The organism is Pararhizobium polonicum (assembly GCF_001687365.1).
Taxonomy (GTDB): domain Bacteria; phylum Pseudomonadota; class Alphaproteobacteria; order Rhizobiales; family Rhizobiaceae; genus Pararhizobium; species Pararhizobium polonicum.
Map to the genome: position 1 here is coordinate 187,001 of NZ_LGLV01000004.1, position 22,863 is coordinate 209,863.

The 22,863-nt window shown below is 61.8% G+C and carries 22 protein-coding genes; 12 read left to right on the forward strand and 10 right to left on the reverse strand.

What is annotated here, in order from left to right; translation table 11 throughout:
* Positions 1–190 precede the first annotated feature (190 nt).
* From ADU59_RS02600 to ADU59_RS02620, 5 genes are all read left to right on the forward strand, one after another.
* Complete coding sequence (locus ADU59_RS02600) at positions 191–964, forward strand: ABC transporter ATP-binding protein (protein WP_068951392.1); 774 nt, start codon at positions 191–193, stop codon at positions 962–964.
* A gap of 29 nt (positions 965–993) precedes the next feature.
* Entirely contained in the window at positions 994–1,776 is a 783-nt protein-coding gene (locus ADU59_RS02605; RefSeq protein ID WP_068951394.1) for a transporter substrate-binding domain-containing protein, read from the forward strand.
* Positions 1,777–1,945: 169 nt separating this feature from the next.
* Positions 1,946–2,674: an ABC transporter permease gene (locus ADU59_RS02610; RefSeq protein ID WP_068951396.1), complete on the forward strand. Its 729-nt coding sequence runs from the start codon at positions 1,946–1,948 to the stop codon at positions 2,672–2,674.
* Positions 2,671–3,510, forward strand: a complete 840-nt coding sequence (locus ADU59_RS02615) for an ABC transporter permease (protein WP_099050729.1) — start codon at positions 2,671–2,673, stop codon at positions 3,508–3,510. Before ADU59_RS02610 ends, ADU59_RS02615 begins: the two co-directional genes overlap by 4 nt.
* Before the next feature lies 1 nt (position 3,511).
* Entirely contained in the window at positions 3,512–4,681 is a 1,170-nt protein-coding gene (locus tag ADU59_RS02620; protein WP_068951398.1) for a M20 aminoacylase family protein, read from the forward strand.
* Between the two features lie 105 nt (positions 4,682–4,786).
* On the opposite strand, the gene ADU59_RS02625 is transcribed toward ADU59_RS02620, so the two are convergent.
* On the reverse strand, positions 4,787–5,350 hold the full coding sequence (locus ADU59_RS02625; protein ID WP_068951400.1) for a transglutaminase-like cysteine peptidase: 564 nt from the start codon (positions 5,348–5,350) through the stop codon (positions 4,787–4,789).
* Positions 5,351–5,820: 470 nt separating this feature from the next.
* On the opposite strand from ADU59_RS02625, the gene ADU59_RS02630 reads away from it, so the two are divergent.
* The 3 genes from ADU59_RS02630 to ADU59_RS02640 all read left to right on the forward strand — a co-directional run bounded on the left by ADU59_RS02630 (position 5,821) and on the right by ADU59_RS02640 (position 9,151).
* On the forward strand, positions 5,821–7,245 hold the full coding sequence (locus tag ADU59_RS02630) for a cytochrome ubiquinol oxidase subunit I (RefSeq protein WP_068951402.1): 1,425 nt from the start codon (positions 5,821–5,823) through the stop codon (positions 7,243–7,245).
* Positions 7,235–8,239: a cytochrome d ubiquinol oxidase subunit II gene (gene cydB / locus ADU59_RS02635; protein ID WP_068952519.1), complete on the forward strand. Its 1,005-nt coding sequence runs from the start codon at positions 7,235–7,237 to the stop codon at positions 8,237–8,239. The genes ADU59_RS02630 and cydB overlap by 11 nt, the downstream gene beginning before the upstream one ends.
* Before the next feature lie 606 nt (positions 8,240–8,845).
* Positions 8,846–9,151 carry a chorismate mutase family protein gene (locus ADU59_RS02640; RefSeq protein ID WP_068951404.1) on the forward strand — a complete coding sequence of 102 codons (306 nt, stop codon included), beginning with the start codon at positions 8,846–8,848 and terminating at the stop codon, positions 9,149–9,151.
* A gap of 45 nt (positions 9,152–9,196) precedes the next feature.
* Here the strand turns inward: ADU59_RS02640 and rfbG are convergent, their stop codons facing one another.
* The 4 genes from rfbG to mscL form a co-directional block, all read right to left on the reverse strand.
* The gene (gene rfbG, locus ADU59_RS02645; protein WP_162843345.1) at positions 9,197–10,276 is read right to left on the reverse strand and encodes a CDP-glucose 4,6-dehydratase; all 1,080 of its coding nucleotides are present in this window, start codon (positions 10,274–10,276) and stop codon (positions 9,197–9,199) included.
* Positions 10,277–10,456: 180 nt separating this feature from the next.
* Entirely contained in the window at positions 10,457–11,449 is a 993-nt protein-coding gene (galE, locus tag ADU59_RS02650; protein ID WP_068951408.1) for a UDP-glucose 4-epimerase GalE, read from the reverse strand.
* Positions 11,450–11,543: 94 nt separating this feature from the next.
* The gene (locus tag ADU59_RS02655) at positions 11,544–12,710 is read right to left on the reverse strand and encodes a pyridoxal phosphate-dependent aminotransferase (protein WP_068951410.1); all 1,167 of its coding nucleotides are present in this window, start codon (positions 12,708–12,710) and stop codon (positions 11,544–11,546) included.
* Positions 12,711–12,834: 124 nt separating this feature from the next.
* The gene (gene mscL / locus ADU59_RS02660) at positions 12,835–13,263 is read right to left on the reverse strand and encodes a large conductance mechanosensitive channel protein MscL (protein WP_068951412.1); all 429 of its coding nucleotides are present in this window, start codon (positions 13,261–13,263) and stop codon (positions 12,835–12,837) included.
* A 236-nt stretch (positions 13,264–13,499) separates the two neighbouring features.
* Between mscL and ADU59_RS02665 the strand changes: the two genes are divergently transcribed.
* Together ADU59_RS02665 and ADU59_RS02670 are read left to right on the forward strand one after the other, a co-directional pair.
* Positions 13,500–17,000 carry a PAS domain-containing hybrid sensor histidine kinase/response regulator gene (locus ADU59_RS02665; protein WP_068951414.1) on the forward strand — a complete coding sequence of 1,167 codons (3,501 nt, stop codon included), beginning with the start codon at positions 13,500–13,502 and terminating at the stop codon, positions 16,998–17,000.
* Between the two features lie 200 nt (positions 17,001–17,200).
* The gene (locus ADU59_RS02670; protein ID WP_068951416.1) at positions 17,201–17,875 is read left to right on the forward strand and encodes a hypothetical protein; all 675 of its coding nucleotides are present in this window, start codon (positions 17,201–17,203) and stop codon (positions 17,873–17,875) included.
* Here ADU59_RS02670 and ADU59_RS02675 read toward each other — a convergent pair.
* Positions 17,842–18,489: a response regulator transcription factor gene (locus ADU59_RS02675; protein WP_068951418.1), complete on the reverse strand. Its 648-nt coding sequence runs from the start codon at positions 18,487–18,489 to the stop codon at positions 17,842–17,844. The two genes, ADU59_RS02670 and ADU59_RS02675, sit on opposite strands and share 34 nt — an antisense overlap.
* A gap of 86 nt (positions 18,490–18,575) precedes the next feature.
* A complete protein-coding gene (locus tag ADU59_RS02680; protein ID WP_083198100.1) occupies positions 18,576–19,013 on the reverse strand; it encodes a hypothetical protein in 438 nt (145 codons plus the stop codon).
* 115 nt (positions 19,014–19,128) lie between these two features.
* On the opposite strand from ADU59_RS02680, the gene ADU59_RS02685 reads away from it, so the two are divergent.
* Together ADU59_RS02685 and ADU59_RS02690 are read left to right on the forward strand one after the other, a co-directional pair.
* Complete coding sequence (locus ADU59_RS02685; RefSeq protein ID WP_083198101.1) at positions 19,129–19,476, forward strand: DUF952 domain-containing protein; 348 nt, start codon at positions 19,129–19,131, stop codon at positions 19,474–19,476.
* On the forward strand, positions 19,473–20,561 hold the full coding sequence (locus ADU59_RS02690) for a quinone-dependent dihydroorotate dehydrogenase (protein ID WP_068951422.1): 1,089 nt from the start codon (positions 19,473–19,475) through the stop codon (positions 20,559–20,561). Before ADU59_RS02685 ends, ADU59_RS02690 begins: the two co-directional genes overlap by 4 nt.
* Here the strand turns inward: ADU59_RS02690 and ADU59_RS02695 are convergent.
* Genes ADU59_RS02695 through ADU59_RS02705 form a run of 3 tightly spaced genes read right to left on the reverse strand, consistent with a single transcriptional unit; the run spans position 20,537 to position 22,706 of the window.
* Positions 20,537–21,904 (reverse strand): MATE family efflux transporter, encoded by a 1,368-nt coding sequence (locus ADU59_RS02695; RefSeq protein ID WP_068951424.1) that lies wholly within the window; start codon positions 21,902–21,904, stop codon positions 20,537–20,539. The two genes, ADU59_RS02690 and ADU59_RS02695, sit on opposite strands and share 25 nt — an antisense overlap.
* 30 nt (positions 21,905–21,934) lie before the next feature.
* Positions 21,935–22,438: a CAP domain-containing protein gene (locus ADU59_RS02700; protein ID WP_068951426.1), complete on the reverse strand. Its 504-nt coding sequence runs from the start codon at positions 22,436–22,438 to the stop codon at positions 21,935–21,937.
* Position 22,439: 1 nt separating this feature from the next.
* Complete coding sequence (locus ADU59_RS02705; RefSeq protein ID WP_068951428.1) at positions 22,440–22,706, reverse strand: DUF6460 domain-containing protein; 267 nt, start codon at positions 22,704–22,706, stop codon at positions 22,440–22,442.
* Positions 22,707–22,863: the final 157 nt, after the last annotated feature.

A 22,863-nucleotide genomic window follows, 5' to 3' on the forward strand; every position in this document is an offset into this window, starting at 1 on the left:
TGATCATATGGAGGGACTGCCAGAAAAAGCAGCGTCAGCGTTATTATACGGTTGAATAATTTCTGCACAAGTGCCACGATGGCTTTCATGGAACAGCGTGACAGGCAAAAATGCCGCACGACAGACAAAACAGGGGAACTGTTTTCATGCGTTCAGATTTGGCGACCTGTCTCGACGGGACAGACCTTTCATGACGAAACCAGCCCAGGCGATTGCGGTCACAAACCTCCACAAACGTTTCGGGCCGCTCGAAGTGCTCAAGGGCGTTTCACTGACAGCCAATGAAGGCGACGTTATCGCCATCATCGGCGGCAGCGGCTCGGGCAAGTCGACCTTCCTGCGCTGTATCAACATGCTGGAACTGCCCACCTCCGGGTCGGTGACCATCCATGGCGAGACCATCGCCATGAAGAAGGACGGCCATGGCGGCCTGATGCCGTCCGACCGCAAACAGGTCCAGCGGCTGCGCACCCAGCTCGGCATGGTCTTCCAGAGCTTCAATCTCTGGCAGCACATGACCATTCTCCAGAACGTCACCGAAGTCCCGATCCATGTGCTCGGCAAATCCAAGGACGAGGCCATTGCCACCGGCGAGGCGCTGCTGCGCCGTGTCGGCCTGTTCGAGAAGCGCGACGCCTATCCCGCCTTTCTATCCGGTGGCCAGCAGCAGCGCGCGGCAATTGCCCGGGCGCTCGCCATCCAGCCGCTGGTCATGCTGTTCGATGAGCCGACCTCGGCGCTCGATCCGCAACTCGTGGGAGAAGTGCTGACCGTCATCGGCGATCTTGCGAGGGAAAAGCGCACGATGATCCTGGTCACCCATGAGATGAAATTCGCCCGCAACGTGGCCAACCATATCGTCTTCCTGGCTGAGGGTGTCATCGACGAGCAGGGATCGCCGGACGAGATTTTCGGCAATCCCAGATCGGAACGCCTGAAGAAATTCATCAGCTCCATCCACTGAAAACCACCAAAACCAAAAAAGGGAACAGCATGAAAAAGACGCTCAAAACCATCGCATTGTCGCTCGCTCTGGGCATTGCCGCCGCAGGTGCGGCTTCGGCCGAACCGGTCAAGGTCGGTTTCGCTGCCGAACCCTACCCGCCGTTCACCTCGCCGGATGCCTCGGGCAACTGGGAAGGCTGGGAAGTGGACTTCCAGAAGGCCATCTGCGCCGAAGCCAAGCTCGACTGCGTGATCACGCCCGTAGCCTGGGACGGCATCATTCCGGCGCTGACCTCCAAGAAGATCGACATGATCATCGGCTCGATGTCGATCACCGAGGAACGCCTGAAGACGATCGATTTCTCCGACAAATATTACAACACCCCGACCGGCGTCATCGGCCCGAAGAGCGAGACCTTCGAAGCAACGCCGGAAGGCCTGAAGGGCAAGACCATCGGCGTCCAGGTCTCGACCATCCACCAGGTCTATGCCGCAAAATACTTCGGTGAAAACGGCGCGACCGTGAAGGAATACCAGACCCAGGACGAAGCCAACAACGACCTCGCCGCCGGCCGTCTTGACGCTGTTCAGGCCGACAGCATCGCGCTCGGCGCCTTTCTCCAGAGCGATCAGGGCAAGGAATGCTGCGACCTGAAGGGCATGGTCAAGGACGACCCGACCATCCTCGGCGCCGGCGTCGGCATCGGCATCCGCAAGGGCGAGGATGAACTGAAGGGCAAGCTCAACGCCGCGATCAAGGCGATCCGCGCCAACGGCACCTACGATACCTTCTCCAAGAAATATTTCGATTTCAACATCTACGGCGAGTGATCGGATGCGATGAGGCGGCCAGCAAAGGCCCCTCATCCGCCCTATCGGGCCCCTTCTCCCCGTTAAAACGGGGAGAAGGACGAAGCGGCAAACTCCGTCATCCCCTCTCCCCGCCTGTGGGGAGAGGGCTAGGGTGAGGGGCAAACACGTGCTCAACGATTGAGGACTCATGGCCGATCCTGCTTCATTCATCAACTGGGGCCTGCTCGCACTCGAACCGCCCGGCTGGGGCGGTGTTCTCCTGCGCGGCCTTGTGAATTCGATCGAGATCGCCATCGGCGGCTATACGTTCGGGCTGCTTCTCGGCATCGGCGGAGCGTGCGGAAAGCTCTATGGCGGACCGATCACGCGCGACCTGATGGAATGCTACACGACGATCGTGCGCGCCGTGCCGGAGCTGGTTCTCATCCTTCTGCTCTATTACGCCGGCACCGACGCTCTCAACTATGTCCTTGCGCTGGCGGGGATCGGCCAGGTCGACATCAGCGGGCTGGTTGCCGGCATCTTCGTCATCGGTGTCGTTCAGGGGGCCTATACGACCGAGGTACTGCGCGGCGCCATCAAGGCCGTGCCGGCCGGACAGATCGAGGCGGCCCGCGCCTACGGCATGTCGCCGTTCAAGGTGATGACCCGCGTGACCCTGCCGGCAATGCTGCCCTATGCCATTCCCGGCCTGTCCAACCTCTGGCTGATCGCCACCAAGGACACCGCCCTTCTCGCCGTCGTCGGCTTCTCCGAGTTGACACTCGTCACCCGTCAGGCGGCGGGCGCCACCAAGGCCTATCTCCTGTTCTTTTGCGCGGCCGGCATGCTCTATCTGATGCTGACGCTTGTCTCGGATTTCTTCATCAAGATCATCGAGCGCCGGGCCCGGCGCGGCTTCGTGGAGCAGTCATGAGCGACACCTCCACCACCGATATCACTACCCATGCCATGGCGATCACCCCGGAGGATCTGCCGACACGCGACAGCTTCTTCAAGCCGCACCGCATCGTCCTTTTGCTGATCCTCGCCGCCCTTGTCTTCTGTATCGTCTGGTTCATGCGCTGGGACTGGCTGCCGAAATACCTGCCGCGGCTCGGCTACGGCATCCTGATAACGCTGGCCATGCTGTTCAGCACCTCGATCCTGGGCTTTCTGCTGGCCGTGCCTTTGGGGCTGGTTCAGGTAACAGGTCCCTGGCCGCTGAAGACGCTTGCCAAGACGTTCTGCACCATCGTTCGCGGCACGCCGCTGCTATTGCAACTCTGGCTTCTTTATTATGGGCTCGGCTCGCTGTTCCCCCAGTTTCCGGCCATCCGTCAGTCCTTCCTGTGGCCATACCTGCGCGAATCCTGGCCCTATGGCGTCGCCGCGCTGACCATTTCATTCGCGGCCTACGAGGGTGAAGTGATGCGCGGCGCGTTTGCCGGCGTGCCTGCGGGAGAGCTTGAGGCCGCCCGCGCCTATGGCATGAGCCGCTGGACAGTGTTTCGCCGCATCTGGCTGCCGCGCGCCATCCACCGGGCGCTGCCGACACTGAACGGCGAAACCGTGCTACAGCTGAAGGCGACGCCGCTGGTTGCGACCATCACCGTCATCGACGTCTATTCCGTCATCTCCAAGGTCCGCCAGGATACCTACATCACCTATGAGCCTCTGCTGCTGCTCGCACTGATCTATATGTGCCTGACCGGAATTCTTGTCATAGCCTTCCGCTACCTTGAAAATCGCATACCAACCCGTGGTGCCTGACATGACCTTGAACGTGAACCTGACCAATTCCATGCCGGAACTGGTCGCCATCCGCCGCGACCTGCATGCCCATCCGGAACTGGGGCTCGAGGAAGTCCGCACTTCCAGCTTCGTCGCCACCTGTCTCGAGGGCCTCGGCTATACTGTGACCCGCGGACTGGCCAAGACCGGCCTTGTCGCCACCTTGAAGAACGGCACCAGCAACCGCTCGATCGGTATCCGCGCCGATATGGACGCCCTGCCGATCGTCGAGGAAACCGGCCTCGACTATGCGTCGAAGACCCCCGGCCTGATGCATGCCTGCGGCCATGACGGCCATACGACCATGCTTCTGGGGGCCGCCCGCGCCATCGCCGAACGGAAAAATTTCGACGGCACCGTGCACCTGATCTTTCAGCCGGCCGAGGAGAATTTCGGCGGCGCCAAGATCATGATGGACGAGGGACTGTTCGACAAATTCCCCTGCGACGCGGTTTTTGCGCTCCATAACGAACCCGGCCTGCCCTTCGGCCAGTTCGCGCTCAGGGATGGTCCGATCATGGCGGCGGTCGACGAAGCGAAGATCACCGTCCACGGCCTTGGCGGTCACGGCGCCGAACCGCAGGAAACCGCCGACCCGATCGTCTGCGGCGCCTCGATCGTCATGGCGCTGCAATCGATCGTGTCGCGCAACATCCATCCGATGGACCCGACCGTCATCACCGTCGGCTCCTTCCACAGCGGCTCGGCCAGCAACATCATTCCCGAACGTGCCGAGATCGTCGTCGGCATCCGTTCCTTCGATCCGAAAGTCCGCGACGAACTGGAACGCCGCATCCGTCTCGTCGCCGAAAACCAGGCGCAAAGCTTCGGCATGACGGCCACCGTCGACTATCAGCGCAGCTATGACGCGACGATCAACCACAAGGCCGAAACCGACTTCGTCCGCGATCTGGCCGTGCGCTTTGCCGGTGCCGACAAGGTCGTGGATCTGGAACGCCCCTTCATGGGCAGCGAGGACTTCGCCTATATGCTAAAGGACAGGCCGGGCACCTATTTCTTCCTCGGCTCCAGCGTGACCGGCACCGAAAAATCGCTGCATCATCCCGGCTATAATTTCAACGACGACCTCCTGCCGATCGGCGCCGCCTTCTGGACGGAGCTGGCGGAAGCCTATCTTGCCCGGCCGTAATATCCCAAAAAAGAAAAGGCCGCAGGAAGGGACATTCCTGCGGCAAGGTGGGACAGTTTTCAGGCAAAGTCGGGCTTTAGATAAAGCCGGTGTCGCGGCGGGCGATCAATCGAAGAAGCGCACCGTGCTGAGCGCAGCGAAGCTGTAACCCGTCGCGTTGCGCTTCATCACCGAGGCCTGGCGATTGTCGAGGACGAGCTCGCCGGTCGAGGTGGTGACGACGAGAACGGAATGGCTGCGGCCTTCCGGCGTGGTGACGCTGGCGACGCGCAGGGCGCCTGCCGGCAGGCCGGCGCGGATCAGCTGGCCGCGCTTCATCATCGCATAATCGTCGCTGGCGCCCGACAGCGGGTTCAGCGACAGGAATTCGCGGCTGGCCCGGATATCCGGCATCACCCGGTTGACGGTCCGGTTGACCGAGGCCAGCACGGTGCGCAGCTTGTTGGTGTAGGCGATGACGTTGCGGCTCGAGGTGCGGCATTCGTTGCCGTATTGCAGGCAGAAAAGCTGGTAGGAGAGCGCGGTGCGCTCGCTGAACTCGACATTGCGCACCGGCATGGTGGCGCTGATGGAGCGGGCGGCGGACGAAATGCTCATGGCCTGCGACGGCGCTGCGGCCGTGGCGGCGATACCGATCGCCATGGCGATCGCAAAAATTCGTTTCAACATGACCCTGTCCCTGGTTCTGTTCCGTCCCACCGTCCCTGTCCGGACAGCGTCGGTTTTATGTGCCGGATTCATTCCGGGCACCGGGGAGAGCATCATGCTGCGAAACCATTGGGCCGGCTTCGTTCTCCGATGAGAGGACCATAGCCGCGACAGTTTGCGGGCCGCTTAAATCGATATCTACAATTTTACACAATGCGCATTTTTCAGAAAATCCGATTCAAAACAGCCGACAAGTTGATGCAAAGGCGAACCATCGTGGCTGACGGCCGGCCGGGTGCAACTATGCCGCAGGCGGGCGATTGTCGCAGTGTGACACTATGGTTGCACCGACGTCATTGACCTTTCGCTCACGGACCGCAGATTATGTCTGAGGGTTGAGGCACCGCAGATATCCGTTCAGGCCGGGGACAGGCCATGATGAATGGAGAGACCGCAAGACGGCGGCCATACCCCTCTGAAAGGAATGTGCCGTGTTCGAAAGCCTTGACGCGACGTTGCTCGCCCGTATCCAGTTTGCCTTTACCGTCTCGTTTCACATCATCTTCCCCGCCTTTTCCATCGGCCTTGCGAGTTATCTCGCGGTGCTGGAGGCGCTCTGGCTGTGGAAGAAGGATCAGGTCTACATGGACCTGTTCAACTTCTGGAAGACGATCTTCGCCGTCGCCTTCGGCATGGGCGTCGTCTCCGGCATCGTCATGTCCTACCAGTTCGGCACCAACTGGAGCGTCTTTTCCGACAAGGCCGGGCCGGTCATCGGCCCGCTGATGGGCTATGAGGTGCTGACCGCCTTCTTCCTGGAGGCCGGCTTTCTCGGCGTCATGCTGTTTGGCCTGCATCGCGTCGGTCCGAAGCTGCATTTCCTCGCCACCTTCATGGTCGCCTTCGGCACGCTGATCTCGGCGACCTGGATCCTCGCCGTAAACTCCTGGATGCAGACGCCCGCCGGCTTCGGCATGAACGAGGCCGGGCAGTTCATTCCACTCGACTGGTGGAAAATCATCTTCAACCCGTCCTTCCCCTATCGCCTGACGCATATGGTGCTGGCCGCCTACCTCACCACAGCCTTCGTGGTCGGTGCCGTCGGAGCCTGGCATCTGCTGAAAAACACCGCGCCGCGCCGGTCGCGCACGATGTTCTCGATGGCCATGTGGATGGCGGTGATCGTCGCGCCGATCCAGATCCTTGCCGGCGACGCCCACGGCCTCAACACGCTGGAACATCAGCCCGTCAAGGTCATGGCGATGGAAGGTCACTTCCAGAGCCATCCGGACGGGGCACCGCTGATCCTGTTCGGCATTCCCAACACCGCCGAAAAGCGCATCGACTACGCCATCGAGATTCCAAAACTCTCCAGCCTCATCCTGAAGCACGACCTGAACGCGCCGCTGGCCGGTCTCGACACCATTCCGGACAATCTGCAGCCACCGGTCGCAGTGATTTTCTGGTCCTTCCGCGTCATGGTCGGCATCGGTTTTGCCATGCTCGGCATCGGCCTGTGGAGCCTGTGGTGTCGGGTGAAGGGCACGCTCGACAGCAGCGACTGGCTGCATCGCGCCGCCGTGCTGATGGGGCCTGCCGGTTTCGTCGCCGTGCTGGCCGGATGGATCACCACCGAGGTCGGCCGCCAGCCTTATACGATCTACGGCCAGCTTTTGACGGTCGACTCGATCTCGCCGGTCGCGGCCCCCGCCGTCGCCGCCTCGCTGATCGCCTTCATCATCGTCTATTTCCTCGTCTTCGGCGCCGGCACCTTCTACATCCTGCGGCTGATGAAGCGCCTGCCGCGCGATCCGATGCCCGACCTCGAGGATGGACCGATCCGCACCGCCGCACACACGCATGCCGGACATGCACATGTTGGACATACACATGGGAGCGCACATCGTGGCCATTGATCTTCCCTTCATCTGGGCCGCCATCATCGCCTTTGCGGTGCTCGCCTATGTCATTCTCGATGGCTTCGATCTCGGTGTCGGCATCCTCTTCCCGTTCTTTCCCGAAAAGCACGATCGCGATGTGATGATGAATTCCGTTGCCCCTGTCTGGGACGGCAACGAGACCTGGCTGGTGCTCGGCGGCGGCGGCCTGCTTGCCGTCTTTCCGCTGGCCTATTCGATCATCCTGCCGGCCCTCTACGCGCCGATCATCGCCATGCTGCTTGGCCTGATCTTCCGGGGCGTCGCCTTCGAATACCGCTGGCGGACAAAACGCGGTGAGTTCCTGTGGAACTGGGCCTTTGCCGGCGGTTCGATGCTGGCCGCCTTTTCGCAAGGCATCGCGCTCGGCGCGCTGGTGCAGGGCATTCCGGTCGTCAACCGCGCCTATGCCGGAGCATGGTGGGACTGGCTGACGCCATTTTCCATCGCCACCGGCTTTGCCATCCTGGTCGGCTATGCCCTGCTCGGCTCGACCTGGCTGATCATGAAGACCACCGGAAAACTCGCCGAAAAGGCCCGCTGGATCGCGCTGCGCACTTGCTTTGCCACCATCGCCGCCATGGGCATCGTCAGCCTGTGGACGCCGTTCCTCGAGCCCATCTACCTGGAACGCTGGTTCCGCTGGCCGACCGCGATCTTCAGCGTCATCGTCCCGGTCCTGGTGCTCGGCTGCTTTACCCTGCTTGTCAGCGGCATTCGCGGCAAGCGCGACGCACAGCCGTTCCTGGCGGCGCTCGGCCTGTTCGTGCTCGGCTTTGCCGGTATCGGCATCAGCTTCTATCCCTTCATGGTGCCCCCGTCGGTGACCATCTGGGATGCGGCAGCACCCGATTCGAGCCTGTCCTTCCTTTTGGTCGGCGCCCTCTTCCTGGTGCCGATCATCCTGATCTACACCGTCTACGCCTATTGGGTGTTCCGCGGAAAGGTCGATCCCGAGGAGGGCTACCACTGATGGCTAGGGAAAACAGCCTACCGAAAAAGCTTTTGTGGTTCGTCGGTCTCTGGTTTCTCGGCGTGCTCACGGTCACCCTTGTCGGCTTTGCCATCAAGCTCTCGCTCGGCGCTTAGCGCGCCGGGCCACTGCGAATGCAAAGCCTCGCTCAAGTTTCCCGCGCTATTTTTAAAGAACACGTCGGCAGGCAATGGCTTCCAGCGGGAGACAGGACCGCACCCTCCTCCGCGCAGAAGGTACTTGCCTGCCGATGTGACCATTCCCCGGATTCGCCGCTCGCGGCGGCGTTTCAACAAAGACCGCCGATGTCACGAGGCAAGCCGTCTTCGGTTCCGGTCTGCAGGTTTATCAGCTGGCTTCTGATCGTTTCCTGGAAAGAGTGCCAGCGGTTACGCGAGGGCGCATAAATCCTCAGTTTCGGCCGGGCGAACATGAAATTCCTCCATTTTTCACCCACCAGCGGCGAGGACTTTCGCGGAACCTGCCCGCGACCCTTTGGCCACAGGGTGGGTTTTCGGCTTTTCAGGAGACGGATCGCTTGATAAGCAGCGTCGTGTGGGGGCTTGCGATGCAGCAAAACCTTGACGCGAACACCCGGAGACCCGAATGCAGAAAAGCCCGGCAGACTGTGCCTCAATGGCGGATATCCGCGCCGAGATCGACCGGCTGGACAAGGCGCTGATGTCGCTTTTTGCGGAGCGCTGGACCTATATCGAGCGCGCGGCGGAGATCAAGAAGCCGGCCGGGCTCAAGGCGGACATACCGCCCCGTGTCGATGAAGTCCGGCGCAACGCCCGCAAGAACGCCGAGGCAGCCGGGCTTGATCCGGACTTCTACGAGGACATCTGGGCACGCCTTATCCAGCATTCGATCGTGCATGAACAGGCCGTCCTCGGTGAAACCGATATCTGACCCCTGACGGTCAGCCGGCGCTTCACGCGCCTCGAACCCGCGCACTTATCCCGCAGCCCTCAAGGGCTCATGCTTGGCAGCAAGCGCGGTGAAATCGCGGATATCGGCAAGGCAGAGGTCGCGCGCGGCCGTTCCGTCGCATTGCGCCCGGTACCATTCCATCGTCCGCCTGACGGTTTCAGCCAGACGCCAGCGGGGCTGGTAGCCAAGCTCGACGCGCGCCCTGGCACTGTCGAGCACCAGATAGCCCGCCTCGTGTGGCCCGTCCGCTGCCTCGCCCAGCACCATTTCACCGCCACCGAAATGCCGCTCTGCCATCTTCAGGACCGCGCCGATGGACGCAGCCTCGCCGTGATCCGGTCCGAAATTGTAGCTTTCGATGCCTTCGGGGGTCTGCCAGAGTCGCTCCGCAAGCCCCATGTAGCCGCCGAGCGGCTCAAGCACATGCTGCCAGGGGCGCACCGCGCGCGGGCGCTTGACCAGCAGGGTCTCGCCGCTCTGCCATGCCCGCACGGCATCCGGGATCAGGCGGTCCTCCGCCCAGTCGCCACCACCAATGACATTGCCGGCCCGCGCCGTCGCAAGGCCGATGCGGCGGGCAGAAAAGAACGAGGCGCGATAGCTGGCCGCGACGATTTCGGCCGCAGCCTTGCTGGCGCTATAGGGATCATGGCCGCCGAGCGGATCGCTCTCCATGAAGGCCAGGCCCGTCTCCGCATTGTGATAGACCTTGTCGGTCGTGACCACGACGATCGAGCGGATATCCTCAGAGATGCGAAGCGCATCGAGCAGATTGGCCGTGCCGATGACGTTGACATCGTAGGTCTCGACGGGACTGCGATAGCCGATCCGCACCAGTGCCTGCGCCGCCAGATGAAAGACGATCTGCGGCCTGGTCTTCAGCACGTGATGGGTGACCGCATCCCGGTCGCGGATATCGATGATATCGGGACCGTCCATGCCGCCGCCGAGAAGCCGGTGCAGAGAGGGCTCCGTCTGCGGCGCCAGCGACAGGCCCGACACCTCGGCTCCGAGTTCACGCAGCCACAGCGTCAGCCAGCTGCCCTTGAAGCCGGTATGCCCGGTGACCAGAACGCGTTTTCCGCGCCAGAATTCATTCGTCATCGGCATCACCAGCTCTTGCCCGGGTTGTTCGGCGCGAAAACGCCATCATACGCCGGGTCCAGTCAGTCTATCCTGACGGTATCCTAGAGGGTGAAACTGTCGTCAAACTGGAGAGGCGGCACGAACAAGGCCGGCTGCCTCTTCAGCATCAGATCGAATGGGCGCAAAACATGCCGGATCTCAGAAGGAATTCTTTCGCATCAGGTGCTGCTCCCAATCGAGCGCACTTTTGATGATGCCGTCGAGATCGTCATATTGCGGAACCCATCCGAGTTCCTGTTTGGCAAGCGCCGGATTGGCGACGATCATTGCGGGATCTCCCGCACGGCGCTCCGAGAAGGTGACGGCAAAGTCTTCGCCATGCACCTTGCGCACGGCATCGAGCACTTCGAGCACCGAGAACCCGTGCCCGTAACCACAATTGGCCGCCAGCGAACCGCCACCGGCACGCATGCGCTGCAAGGCCTTCAGATGGGCCTGAACCAGATCCCAGACGTGGATGTAATCACGCACGCAGGTTCCGTCCGGCGTCGGGTAGTCGGTGCCGAAGACGCTCATCGAGGCCCGCTTGCCGAGCGCAGTGGCGCAGGCAACCTTGATCAGATGCGTGGCCAATGCGGAGGACTGACCGCTGCGGCCCTTCGGATCGGCACCGGCGACGTTGAAATAACGCAACGCCGTATAGGTGAAGGCATGCGCATTGGCGGTATCGCGCAGCATGATCTCGGTCATCAGCTTTGATGAACCGTAGGGCGATTCGGGCTTGAGGTTGACGCTTTCCGTCACCGGCTCCAGGACATCGGGTGTCCCGTAGACCGCCGCCGTCGACGAGAACACGAAATACGGGATGCCCGCTTCGACCGCGCTGGCGATCAGGCTGCGCGACTTGACGGTGTTGTTCTCGTAATAACCGAGCGGATCGGCGACCGATTCCGGCACGACGATCGAACCGGCGAAATGGATGATGGAATCGATCGCGTTATCAGCGAAAATCTGCCGCATCAGCGCCGCATCGGCGATATCGCCTTCATAGAAGCGCGCTTCCGGCGCAATCGCCCAGCGGAAACCGGTCGACAGGCGATCGATGACGACAACCTGCTCACCGGCATCCAGCAATGCCCAGACCATATGGCTGCCGATATAACCGCCGCCGCCCGTTACCAAAACTGCCATCGCATATACCCACACTGTTGAATTCAGCGGGATATGACCCGTTCGCGGCGGGATACACAAGAATTTTGTGCAAGGCCGGATGGCCAAAACCGGGTCAAAGGGCGGCGATGTACCCGGCCAGCCGCTCGGCGGCTGTCGCAATCTGCCGGGGGTCGCGCAAGAAACAGGCCCGCATGAACAGCCCGCCGCCTTCGCCGAAGGCCGTTCCGGGCGCGAGCCCCACCCCGGTCTTGTCGACGATGTCGAGGGCAGCGCGGCGCGCGTCTGTGACGCCGTCGATCTTCAGAAAGGCATAGATCGCGCCATCGGGCTTCAGCGTCTGCACCCGGTTGGTGGCGATCAGCGCATCGCAGAGCAGGTCACGCGAACGGGCTGCCTTGGCGACATTCTCAGCGACAAACGCATCGCCCTGGTCGAGCGCCACGACGGCACCGGCCTGGATGAACTGCGCCACGCCGGAGGTCGAATATTGAATGAGATTTTCCAGCACCTGGCCGATCGCCGGCGGCGCCACGATCCAGCCGGCGCGCCAGCCGGTCATCGACCAGTTCTTCGAAAAGGAATTGACGAACAGGATGCGCTCGTCTTCTTCCATTACGTCGAGGAAGGACGGCGCGCGATCGCCATTGTAGGAATAGAGCGCATAGATTTCGTCGGCCATGATCCACAGGCCATGTTTGCGGGCAAGCGCCAGAATGGCTTTGAGGTCTTCATGCGTGGCCGTCCAGCCGGTCGGGTTGGAGGGCGTGTTGACGAACAGCGCCTTCGTCTTTTCGGTGATCGCCGCTTCCAGCCTGCCGATGTCGAGCTGCCATTTGCCGTCTTCGAAGCTCAGCGGTACCGCGACGGCCCGCACCCCGGAAAGCTCCGCGCTTGCCGCAAAATTCGGCCAGGCCGGCGAGAAAAACACCATCTCGTCGCCCGGCGAGGTTAGCGCCTCGATGGCGAGCTTGATCGCCTGCATGCCAGAGCCGGTCACATAGAAATTGTCGGGCGAAAGCGCCTTGCCGAAATGACGCTGATAGTAGCGCGACAGCGCCTCGCGCAACGGCGGGATGCCGCGCTGCCACGTGTAGAAGGTCTCGCCGGCCCTCAGCGATTCCTGCGCCGCCTGCGAGATGAAATCCGGTGTCGGCAGATCTCCCTCGCCGACCCAGAGCGGGATCAGCCCGTCGCGGCCGCGCGCATAATTGACCAGCTCGACAATGCCGCTTTCCGGGGCAGCAAGCGATCGGGGACTGAGGCTGGTAAGAATAGTCATCGGCGGGCTCCTGTTAGCCCGCCGCTTCTAGCGGTTTTTCAGATCACGATCACGCGATATTCGCTGACGGATTTATCGATTCCTGTGATGTTTCGGCAGTACGCCGTAGACTGCGGAATATTGCCTATGCTCTCGACGTTTTCAGCAGGTCGCGGATTTCCGTCAGCAGCTGGACATCCACCGGCGGCGGCGCTGCCGGCTCCTCGTTTTTCTGCCGTTCCATCGAGGCACGCATCTTGTTGACCGCCTTGACCAGCAGGAAAATGATCCAGGCCAAAATCAGGAAGTTCAGCACCACGGTGAGGAAGTTGCCATAGGCAAAGACCGCACCCTGCTCGCGGGCGGCGGCAAGCGACGTCGCCGTCACAGTGCTCGAGAGCGGGAAGAAGAAGTTGGAGAAATCAAGCCCGCCGGTGATGGCGCCCACGACCGGCATGATGATGTCGTTGACCAGCGAATTGACGATCAGCGTGAAAGCGCCGCCGATGATAATACCGACGGCAAGGTCCATGACATTGCCCCTGGCGATAAACGCCTTGAACTCATTCAGCATTATTCTCTCCTCATCTTCTGTTGAACCGGCCGGGACGACCTGTCCTTGTCCTGCCGGATGGCAATCGGATGCTAACCGAAATCCCGCCCAAGTAAATCAGGCGTTGAAAAATAGCCCCGTAACACACCTGTTTCATTATATCCGAAAACAGATGCCGGCCTTTGACTTAAGGCTTAGGCGGGGTCGATTTTCTTCGCCGCTGTCTTGTCCTATGCTGATGGGGACAAGGAGGAGGCATGCTTTCCGGCTCGATCATTTTCGTGGCCGCCTTTGCCTATTTGCTGCTGCTGTTCGCAGTGGCAAGCTATGGCGATCGCAAGGCGCGCAAGACGTCCCCTGCCGACAAGGGCAGGCCGCTGGTCTATGCTTTGAGCCTTGCGATCTACTGCACCTCCTGGACCTATTTCGGCGGCATCGGCCTTGCCGCCGAGCGCGGGCTGGAATTTACCGGCATCTATATCGGCCCGATCCTGATGTTCACCATCGGCCTGCCGGTCATCCGCCGCATCATCGCACTTGCCAAATCCGAAAGGCTGACATCGGTCGCTGACTTCATCGCGGCACGCTACGGCAAGAACCCGATGGTTGCCGCGATTGTCGCGCTGATCTCGCTGATCGGCGCCATCCCCTATATCGCGCTGCAGCTGAAAGCTGTATCGAGCTCGGTCTCGGTCATGGTCGATACCAGCGGCTACGGCATCGGCACCGGCGAGAACTTCATCGACCTGCCGCTTCTGGTGACGCTCTTTCTTGCCTGTTTCGCCATCGTCTTCGGCACCCGCCATACCGACGCCACCGAGCATCAGGATGGGCTCATCCTGGCGATCGCGATGGAATCGGTGGTCAAGCTGCTGGCGCTGGTGACCGCCGGACTTTATGTGATCTTTTTCCTGTTCGACGGTCCGGGCGACCTCTGGGCCAGGGCGCTCGCCAACAACCAGGTGATGACGGCGCTGCACTATCAGACGCCACTGCCGCGCTGGATCCTGCTCGTCGTTCTCTCCGCCTTCGCCATCATCATGCTGCCCCGGCAGTTCCATGTGACCGTCGTTGAAAACCGGACGGAAAAGGATCTGCGCACCGCCGGCATCCTGTTTCCGATCTATCTTATCGCCATCAACCTGTTCGTGCTGCCCGTCGCGATCGCCGGCGTCCTCACCTTCGCCGGCAGCGGCGATGCCGACCTCTATCTGTTGAGGCTGCCGATGAACGGCAATATGCCGGTCCTGACGCTGATCACCTTCATCGGCGGTTTTTCGGCGGCAACCGCCATGGTCATCGTCGCGTCCGTGGCCCTGTCGATCATGATCTCCAACGACATCGTCATGCCTGTTTTCCTCCGGCGCAACCTGATGGGACGGGGCGGTTCGCAGGATGTCGCGGGCACGCTGCTCAACGTCCGGCGCACGGCGATCTTTGCCGTGCTCCTGCTCGGCTACGGCTATTACCGCTCCGCCGACATGAGTGCCGGTCTCGCGTCGCTCGGCCTGCTCTCCTTTGCCGCCATCTCGCAGATGGCACCGGCGCTATTTGGCGGTCTCGTCTGGCGCCAAGCCAATGCACGCGGCGCCATCGCCGGCATGACGCTCGGCTTTCTCGTCTGGGCCTATCTCCTGTTCCTGCCAAGCCTTGGCGGGCCGGACAATTCTCATGTCGCGGCAACCGTTCTCGGCTTCCTCTTTCCCTTCACCACGGTCTTTTCCGGTCCCGCCGCCGATCCGCTGGTCAATGCCTCCGCACTCAGCCTGCTGGTCAATGTCGTCGCCTATGTCATCGGCTCGCTCACCCGGGCACCAAAACCGCTGGAGCGGCTGCAGGCCGGCGTCTTCATCCGCCGCAAATCGCGCACGGAAAAGGCATTCCGCGGCCGCAAGACCAAGATCACCGTGCTCGACCTGAAGACCACCATCGCCCGCTATCTCGGCGAGGAACGCATGCGGCGCTCGTTCCAGACCTATGAGCGCCAGTCCGGCCGCTGGCTTGAAGATCATCAGCCTGCCGACATGGCGCTCATCCATTTCTCCGAACAACTGCTTGGCAGCGCCATCGGTTCGTCCTCCGCCCGGCTCGTCCTGTCGCTGGTGCTGCAACGGCTGGACGATACGTCGTCGGACACCGCCTGGCTGCTCGACCAGGCATCGGAAGCGCTGCAATACAATCAGGACATGCTGCAGACGGCGCTGTCACAGATGGACCAGGGCATCGCCGTCTTCGACAGTTCCAACAACCTGATCATCTGGAACCGCCGCTTCCGCCAGCTCCTCGACCTGCCGGAAAGTGCCGGCCAGGTCGGCTTTCCGCTGGCCGAGATCGTCTCGATGCTGACCCGGCGCGGCGATATCCGCAAGGAAGACGGCAAGCGGCTGGTCACCGATTTCCTGACGCTCGACAAGCCGTTCCTGCTCGAACTCTCCGGCGGAGCGCGCATCATCGAGGTGCGCACCAATGCCATGCCCGACAAGGGCATCGTTACCACCTATACCGATATCACCCAGCGCGTTGCCGCCGACATGGCACTGAAACAGGCAAACGAAACGCTGGAGCTGCGCGTCGCCGAGCGTACCGGCGAGCTGACCCGCGTCAACAGGGAGGTGGCCGAGGCCCGCGCCGCTGCCGAGGAGGCCAATATCGGCAAGACCCGCTTCTTTGCGGCTGCCGGCCACGACATCCTGCAACCGCTCAACGCCGCCCGCCTCTATTCATCCTCGCTGGTCGAACGCCTCGGCGAATCGGAAAACAGCCTGCTGGTGCAGAACATCGATTCCTCGCTGGAATCGGTGGAAACCATCCTCGGGGCCGTGCTCGACATTTCCCGGCTCGATACCGGCGCGATGAAACCGAGATTGCAATCAGTGCCGCTCAACGACCTGCTGCGGCGGATCGAAACCGACTTCGCGCCCGTCGCCCGCGCCGCCAATCTGAAGCTCACCGTCATGCCGACGTCGCTGACAGTGCGCACCGACCCGAATCTGCTCCGCCGCCTGATCCAAAACCTCGTCTCCAACGCCATCAAATATACACCGAGCGGCAAGGTCCTCGTCGGCGTCCGGCGCGAAGGCGGCAACGCGATCATCCAGGTGCTTGATTCCGGCATCGGCATTCCCGCGTCCAAGTTCCGCACGGTCTTCAAGGAGTTCGCCCGCCTCGACGAGGGCGCCAGAACCGCCTCCGGCCTCGGCCTTGGCCTGTCGATCGTCGATCGCATCTCGCGGGTTCTCAACCACAGCGTCGATCTGCAATCCAAACCCGGCAAGGGCACGCGCTTCCGGGTGACCATGCCGATCGATCGCACGGCCACCGCCGGCGTCAAGACTGCTCCTCCGCTCGCGCTGCGCTCCGCCGAACCACTGCATGGACTGCGCGTTCTCTGCATCGACAACGAACCGCTGATCCTTGAAGGCATGAAGCTGCTTCTGGAGGGCTGGGGTTGTACGGTTTCAACCGCCTCGTCCATGGACATCTGGCAACAGGATCCCCCGGCCCGTGAGTTGCGTCCCGATGCGATCGTTGCCGATTATCACCTGGACAACGGAACCGGGATCGCGATGATCCGGGCTATCCGCCTGCATTTCGGCGCCGACATCCCATCGCTGCTGGTCACCGCCGACCGCTCCCCCGAAGTCCGTGCCGCTGCCGAACGCGACGGCGTGGCACTGCAAAACAAGCCCGTCCGCCCCGCCTCGATGCGAGCCTGGCTGACGCAGCTTTCGGTGGCGATGAAGGCGGCGGCTGAGTGAGCCGAGCCGATATCGTCCGAGGCCTTGCCAAGCGGCACACAGTGTTGTTTCCTCGAACCGCAATGAATATTTGCACGCTTTATTAACATCTTTAGCGTGTATTTAACGCAACCAAACCTCAGCCTTTTATAGGCTATGCGGCAGGCACCCCGGCACCAACTAACCATGTAGGAAATACGTGCCGCTCAGGAGATTATCGTATGATGTCCGCCGCGCTTCTCGACAATTTCGTCGCACTGACCGTCCTGCGATCATCGCAAAAGGCTGCAGATGAGAACAATGCTCTCGGCTTCAATTTTTCGGTCACGGGTACATCCGGCGATCTGAAGGCAACGATTCTGGACGCTTTTTCGCTCGACAAGGGACTTGTAAAACAGTTCCGAGCGAATTTTGAAAGGATAATGAAAGACAGCGCGGCCAAGGGCATGAATATCGAGCCCAGCAACGGCAAGCATAATGCGCTGGTGGAAACGATCATTGCCAATCGCGAAGCATTTCCTCCCGAAGAGTTCAAAATCTACACCAAATTTGAAAGTGGCGGATCAGTCGAGACCACAATCCCGTCCAGAGCCGCGATGATGGGCGATATCTTCAAGAAAAAGGTCGCCGAAAAGCAGGAAACATATGACGCTGCGATCGCAGTGCGCGACGCAGAGCCCGATCCGGAACTGATCAGGCTCGATGCCATGGCCAAAGTGGTTAAGTCTCTCGTCCTCGACGCCAATGATCCACATGCTCTGGACGAAAGTAGTTCCGCGCGCCTGATCCTCCAACAAAAGCCTTCAGGAAGCACCGAGGAAAGCCAGCCCGCCGACGCAGCAGTTAAGGCCGCCATCCGCTCCTACGCCGCCACAGCCGCAATCTTGCCCAGCTGAATCACTGCCTGCGTGCGGCTGTCGACGTTGAGCTTCAGCAAGATGGCCGAGACATGCGCCTTGATGGTTGCCTCGGAGACGCCAAGCTCATAGGCGATCTGCTTGTTGAGCAGGCCCTCGGCGAGCATGCCGAGCACGCGCGATTGCTGAGGGGTGAGCGTCCGCAGCCGATGCAGGAGTGCTGCCACTTCCGGTTCATGTTCCATGCCGCGCTGGAAGCCCGGGGGCGTGAAGATGCCGCCCGCCATGACAGTGTCGATCCCCGCCCGGATTTCATCGATACCGGCGGATTTGGACAGGAAGCCGGAGGCGCCCAGTTCCAGCGCACGCTGGATCGTCGCCGGATCATCGTGGGCGGAAACGATCATCACCGGCAGGCTCTGGAATTCTGCCCGCAGTGCAATGAGGCCCGACAGTCCACTGACCCCCGGCATGGTGAGATCGAGCAACATCAGGTCAGCCGAGACGTTGTCGATCGCGGCCTGCCGCGCCGAGGTAAAATCCCCGGCCTCGATGATCGTGGGATTGCCGGCCATACCGGCCAGCGCCTGTCGCATGGCGCCGCGAAACAGCGGGTGATCGTCGGCGATGATGATGGTCAGTCCTGACGTCATGACGCTCCCTCCCAAGAGCTTGGGCCCCAAGGCCTCGCACAACACGCAAATCCTCCAACTTGCTGCTGTACGCCGTCCAAATCCAGTCAGGTCTTCTGAGGTCCCTCCTCCGTCTTGTCAGACGGCGGTTTTTCCTCACCTTCCAGATCCTTCACGATTCCCATGAAACTGCGCATCATTCTTTCCATGACGCTCATCGTCTGGTCAATCTCTTCCTTGGTCGGAAGCCGTGGTTTCAGGCTTGTCTGCCCCTCTGCGGCCGTTTTTTCCAGCGCTTCGACGCGCTTGGTCAGGAGATCGAGTTCCAGTTCGAAGGCGGTGCGCTCGTCGGCCGCCATCCGGCAGACGATATCGCCGTCCTTTTCCTGGCAGAGCGAGACCTCCCCGGTCTGTGTATCCAGCCGCGCGATGCCGCTGTCGGTCTTCTGCATGGCGTAGCGGCCCGGCGCCGGCTCCTGGGCAAGAGCCGTGAAAGCGGCGAAGACACCGCCAAGGGCAAACACCGGCATCAGCATCCTGTTCATCGCACTCTCCTCCATCGCCTAAAAATCCGGGTTCTGCCCCGCTTGCCGGTGGACTTTCGCAGAAGATTGCGGCAATCCCGCAAAGGATATCATCCAAGGCTCAGGAAACCGCGGCATGCGCAGCATCATCTACAAAATCGTTCCGGCAGTTCTATGGCAAGATGCGCGTGAGGCTGGAGAATTCAAGGGCGCCGCAATCGACCTTTCGGACGGTTTCATCCATTTCTCGACAGCCGATCAGGCAAAAGAGACCGCCGCCCGTCACTTCGCCGGCCAGGACGGCCTGCTGCTGGTTGCCGTCGATGGCGAAAAGCTGGACGGCAAACTGGTCTTTGAACCCTCGCGCGGCGGCGCACTGTTTCCGCATCTCTATGGCCCGCTCTCCTTCGAGGCGGTTCTGTGGGAAAAGCCGCTGCCGCTTGATGCCGATGGCAACCATGTTTTTCCGGAGCTTGACCAATGATCGATGTCTTCCAGTCGCTGGCCCGCCGCGGCCTCTTCCTGTTTGATCCGGAAGCAGCCCACGGGCTTTCCATCAAGGGGCTGAAGACCGGTCTCGTTCCCGCCTGCGCGGCCCCTGCGGACCCGCGGCTGGCGCAAACCGTCGCCGGCCTTTCCTTTGCCAATCCGCTCGGCATGGCCGCCGGCTATGATAAGAACGCCGACGTGCCGGAAGCGCTGCTCCGGCTCGGCTTTGGCTTTACCGAGATCGGCACGGTCACGCCGAAACCGCAGGCCGGCAATGACAAGCCGCGCATCTTCCGGCTGGTTGAGGATGAGGCCGTCATCAACCGCCTCGGTTTCAACAACGCGGGCCATCAGGCGGCACTCCAGCGCCTGCGCGCCTGCGACCGCAAGGCCATGATCGGCGTCAATATCGGCGCCAACAAGGACAGCGCCGACCGCATCGCCGACTACGTCACCGGCATCCGCACCTTCTACGGCGTTGCCCGCTATTTCACCGCCAACATCTCGTCGCCCAACACGCCCGGCCTGCGCGACCTGCAGGCGCGTGAAAGCCTCTCGGCCCTGCTGCTGGCCGTTCTTGCCGCCCGCGACGACGAAGCCGCCAAATCCGGCATCCGCGTCCCGGTGTTCCTGAAGATCGCACCGGATCTGACCGAAGAGGGAATGGACGATATCGCCGCGGTCGCGTTGGCTCACGATCTCGACGGGTTGATCGTGTCCAACACGACGCTGTCGCGCGACGGCCTGAAAGATCAGCGGCAGGCTAAGGAAAGCGGCGGCCTTTCCGGCAAGCCGCTGTTTGAAAAATCCACTGTCGTGCTTGCCAAGATGCGCCGGCGCGTCGGCCCCGACCTGCCGATCATCGGCGCCGGCGGCGTCTCCTCGGCGGAAACGGCGGCGGAGAAGATCCGCGCCGGGGCCAATCTCGTCCAGCTCTATTCCTGCATGGTCTATGAAGGCCCGTCGCTGCCGGGCAAAATTGTGCGCGGGCTATCGCAACTCTGCGACCGGGAAAAACTGTCCTCGATCGGCGATATCCGTGGTACGCGCGTGGACTACTGGGCCGACAAGAACGTCTGAGCCGAACGACGCGGCACAAGCACCATCAGGAAAACGCCGCGAAACAGCAGGAACAGGTTGAGCGCGGCCCAAAGACCGTGATTTCCGAAAGCGGGCACGAGAAAACAGAGTGCCGCGACATAACCCGCGAAGGCAAGCAGCATCATGTTGCGCATGTCGCGTGACCAGGTGGCGCCGATGAACACGCCGTCCATCAGAAAGGCGAGTGCCCCGGTCAGCGCCGTGATCGCCGCCCATGGCATGTAGGTGTAGGCCTCGGTGCGCACCTCGGCCGCCGTCGTCAAGAGATCGACCAGCCGGTCTCCGAAGATGAGGAAGGCGACGGTGGTGAACCCCGCAAGCGCGAACGACCAGGTCGCCGTCATCTTCAAAGCCCGGTCGAAAGCCGGGCGGAAACGGGCGCCGATGGCCCTGCCGGTCAGCTGCTCGGCGGCATTGGCCAACCCGTCGAGATAGTATCCCGCGACCAGGAAAATGGTCATCAGCACGGCATTGGCGGCAAGCGTTACCGGACCGAAAGAAGAGCCGATCCGGGTCATCAGTGTGAAGGCAGCGAGCAGCACGAAGGAACGGACCATGATGTCGCGGTTGAGGCCGAACAGCGGCTTCAGGCGTTCGACGGAAAAGATCGTCGCCCAGCTCGGCGCGACAGTCCGGTCAAACCGGCCGTAGACGATGGCAAATCCGACGATTGCGCCGATGACTTCACCGCTCACCGTTGCCAATGCCACACCCATCACGCCCCAGCCGAGATGAAGGCCCAGGAATATCGACAGGACAATGTTGATGCCGTTGATCAGCATCTGCAGCAGCAGCCCGACCGTTCCCTGCCCTCGCCCGAGAACGAAGCCAAGGATGGCATAGTTGGCGAGCGCCGCCGGTCCGGCAAGGATGCGATATTCGAAATAGGTCCGCGTCACGGCCTCGACCTCCGGCCCGGGAGCCAGCAGCCAAAGCCCCGCCGTCAGCAGAGCCGGCGACAGCGCCACAAGTGCCGCGCCGCTCACCAGAGCGATGACCAGCGAGCGCCAGAACACCGCCTGTTCCTCCGTCCTGTCGCCCCGGCCAAAAGCCTGCGCCACCAGGCCGGTGGTGGCCGAGCGCAGGAAATTGAACGTGGTGAAGATCAGGTCGAACAGGATGGCGCCCACGGCAAGCCCTGCCAAAAGCGTCGCCTGGCCGAGATGGCCGATGACGGCGGTATCGACGAGGCCGAGAAGCGGTGTCGTCAGGAACCCCAGCGTCATCGGGACGGCGATCGACAGGATCAGCCGGTTGGTGACGAGAAATGGCCCTGCCCCGTGGGCGTTGTCGGCCCTGTCGGAAGTTTGCGCGGCGGTCATGCCCTGTCCTTTCGACCGGCGGGAATCAGCTCAGCCGGTCGACAGCACCATGGCCCAATAGGGCCGGTTTCCGGAAGCCGGATTCCGCATCACGGCCACGCCGAGCCCGCTATAGCTCGGCCCCAGCATATTCTCCAGATGCTTGGGCGAATGGAACCAGGCGGCATAGGCCTTTTCGGCGCTGTCCTGGCCCATGGCGATGTTTTCGGCCGCCGGTAGCGCCACGCCGCCACCCTTCATGCGCGCAAGAAAACTGTCGCCCATGCCGATCAGGTGCGACATCTTTCCGGCCCTGGCCATGCGGCCGGCCTGCGACAAGGCTGCCTGCGCCGCCGCCGGATCACGCACCAGCGGCTTCAGTCCCCTTTGTTTTCTCAGATCGTTGATGTAGCCGAGCGTCGCATCCGTCTGGTCGCTGCCATCGACGCTGGGGGTGATCTTCGGCGTGCCGCAGCCGGCGAGGACACCGAGCGAAAGGAGAACGCCCGCCCGCAACACCGTGCGCCGGGAGGCAAGAAAGTCATGATCGTACATGTTAACGCCGGTAGCTGAGGACGCGCAGGATGATGAAGACCGGGATCACCACGGCAGCACCGAGCAGCAGATAGTCGCCGACGCGGCCGAGTGCTGCAAAGCCGGAATGCCAGAGATCGAGAACAAAATCCCGGACTGTGTAAAGAATGCCATAGGGCGTCCAGCCGAAAACGGCCATGACGAAACCGACGATGACCGAGACCACCAGCAGTTTGACGAGGACCCGAAGGGGCGAATCGCCCAGAAACCTGTTCACTCCATCGGCCATGGGCCATGATTCTCCTGTTTTGTCTGACATAGGCCTCCATCGCAGCGGCTGCAAGCCGCCAAGATTGGCGAGGCCCCGCCGTCAAATCGCCGCTTGCCATTTCTGCACGTGCACGCAACAAGCGGGCAAAGCCACGAACACACACCGGGGCACACAA

Excerpts from the sequence above, each read along its gene's own strand:
- ADU59_RS02600 (WP_068951392.1), top strand. The coding sequence starts at position 191 with ATGACGAAACCAGCCCAGGCGATTGCGGTCACAAACCTCCACAAACGT.
- ADU59_RS02605 (WP_068951394.1), top strand. The coding sequence starts at position 994 with ATGAAAAAGACGCTCAAAACCATCGCATTGTCGCTCGCTCTGGGCATT.
- ADU59_RS02610 (WP_068951396.1), top strand. The coding sequence starts at position 1,946 with ATGGCCGATCCTGCTTCATTCATCAACTGGGGCCTGCTCGCACTCGAA.
- ADU59_RS02615 (WP_099050729.1), top strand. The coding sequence starts at position 2,671 with ATGAGCGACACCTCCACCACCGATATCACTACCCATGCCATGGCGATC.
- ADU59_RS02620 (WP_068951398.1), top strand. The coding sequence starts at position 3,512 with ATGACCTTGAACGTGAACCTGACCAATTCCATGCCGGAACTGGTCGCC.
- ADU59_RS02625 (WP_068951400.1), bottom strand. The coding sequence starts at position 5,350 with ATGTTGAAACGAATTTTTGCGATCGCCATGGCGATCGGTATCGCCGCC.
- ADU59_RS02640 (WP_068951404.1), top strand. The coding sequence starts at position 8,846 with ATGCAGAAAAGCCCGGCAGACTGTGCCTCAATGGCGGATATCCGCGCC.
- rfbG (WP_162843345.1), bottom strand. The coding sequence starts at position 10,276 with ATGACGAATGAATTCTGGCGCGGAAAACGCGTTCTGGTCACCGGGCAT.
- galE (WP_068951408.1), bottom strand. The coding sequence starts at position 11,449 with ATGGCAGTTTTGGTAACGGGCGGCGGCGGTTATATCGGCAGCCATATG.
- ADU59_RS02655 (WP_068951410.1), bottom strand. The coding sequence starts at position 12,710 with ATGACTATTCTTACCAGCCTCAGTCCCCGATCGCTTGCTGCCCCGGAA.
- mscL (WP_068951412.1), bottom strand. The coding sequence starts at position 13,263 with ATGCTGAATGAGTTCAAGGCGTTTATCGCCAGGGGCAATGTCATGGAC.
- ADU59_RS02665 (WP_068951414.1), top strand. The coding sequence starts at position 13,500 with ATGCTTTCCGGCTCGATCATTTTCGTGGCCGCCTTTGCCTATTTGCTG.
- ADU59_RS02670 (WP_068951416.1), top strand. The coding sequence starts at position 17,201 with ATGATGTCCGCCGCGCTTCTCGACAATTTCGTCGCACTGACCGTCCTG.
- ADU59_RS02675 (WP_068951418.1), bottom strand. The coding sequence starts at position 18,489 with ATGACGTCAGGACTGACCATCATCATCGCCGACGATCACCCGCTGTTT.
- ADU59_RS02680 (WP_083198100.1), bottom strand. The coding sequence starts at position 19,013 with ATGAACAGGATGCTGATGCCGGTGTTTGCCCTTGGCGGTGTCTTCGCC.
- ADU59_RS02685 (WP_083198101.1), top strand. The coding sequence starts at position 19,129 with ATGCGCAGCATCATCTACAAAATCGTTCCGGCAGTTCTATGGCAAGAT.
- ADU59_RS02690 (WP_068951422.1), top strand. The coding sequence starts at position 19,473 with ATGATCGATGTCTTCCAGTCGCTGGCCCGCCGCGGCCTCTTCCTGTTT.
- ADU59_RS02695 (WP_068951424.1), bottom strand. The coding sequence starts at position 21,904 with ATGACCGCCGCGCAAACTTCCGACAGGGCCGACAACGCCCACGGGGCA.
- ADU59_RS02700 (WP_068951426.1), bottom strand. The coding sequence starts at position 22,438 with ATGTACGATCATGACTTTCTTGCCTCCCGGCGCACGGTGTTGCGGGCG.
- ADU59_RS02705 (WP_068951428.1), bottom strand. The coding sequence starts at position 22,706 with ATGGCCGATGGAGTGAACAGGTTTCTGGGCGATTCGCCCCTTCGGGTC.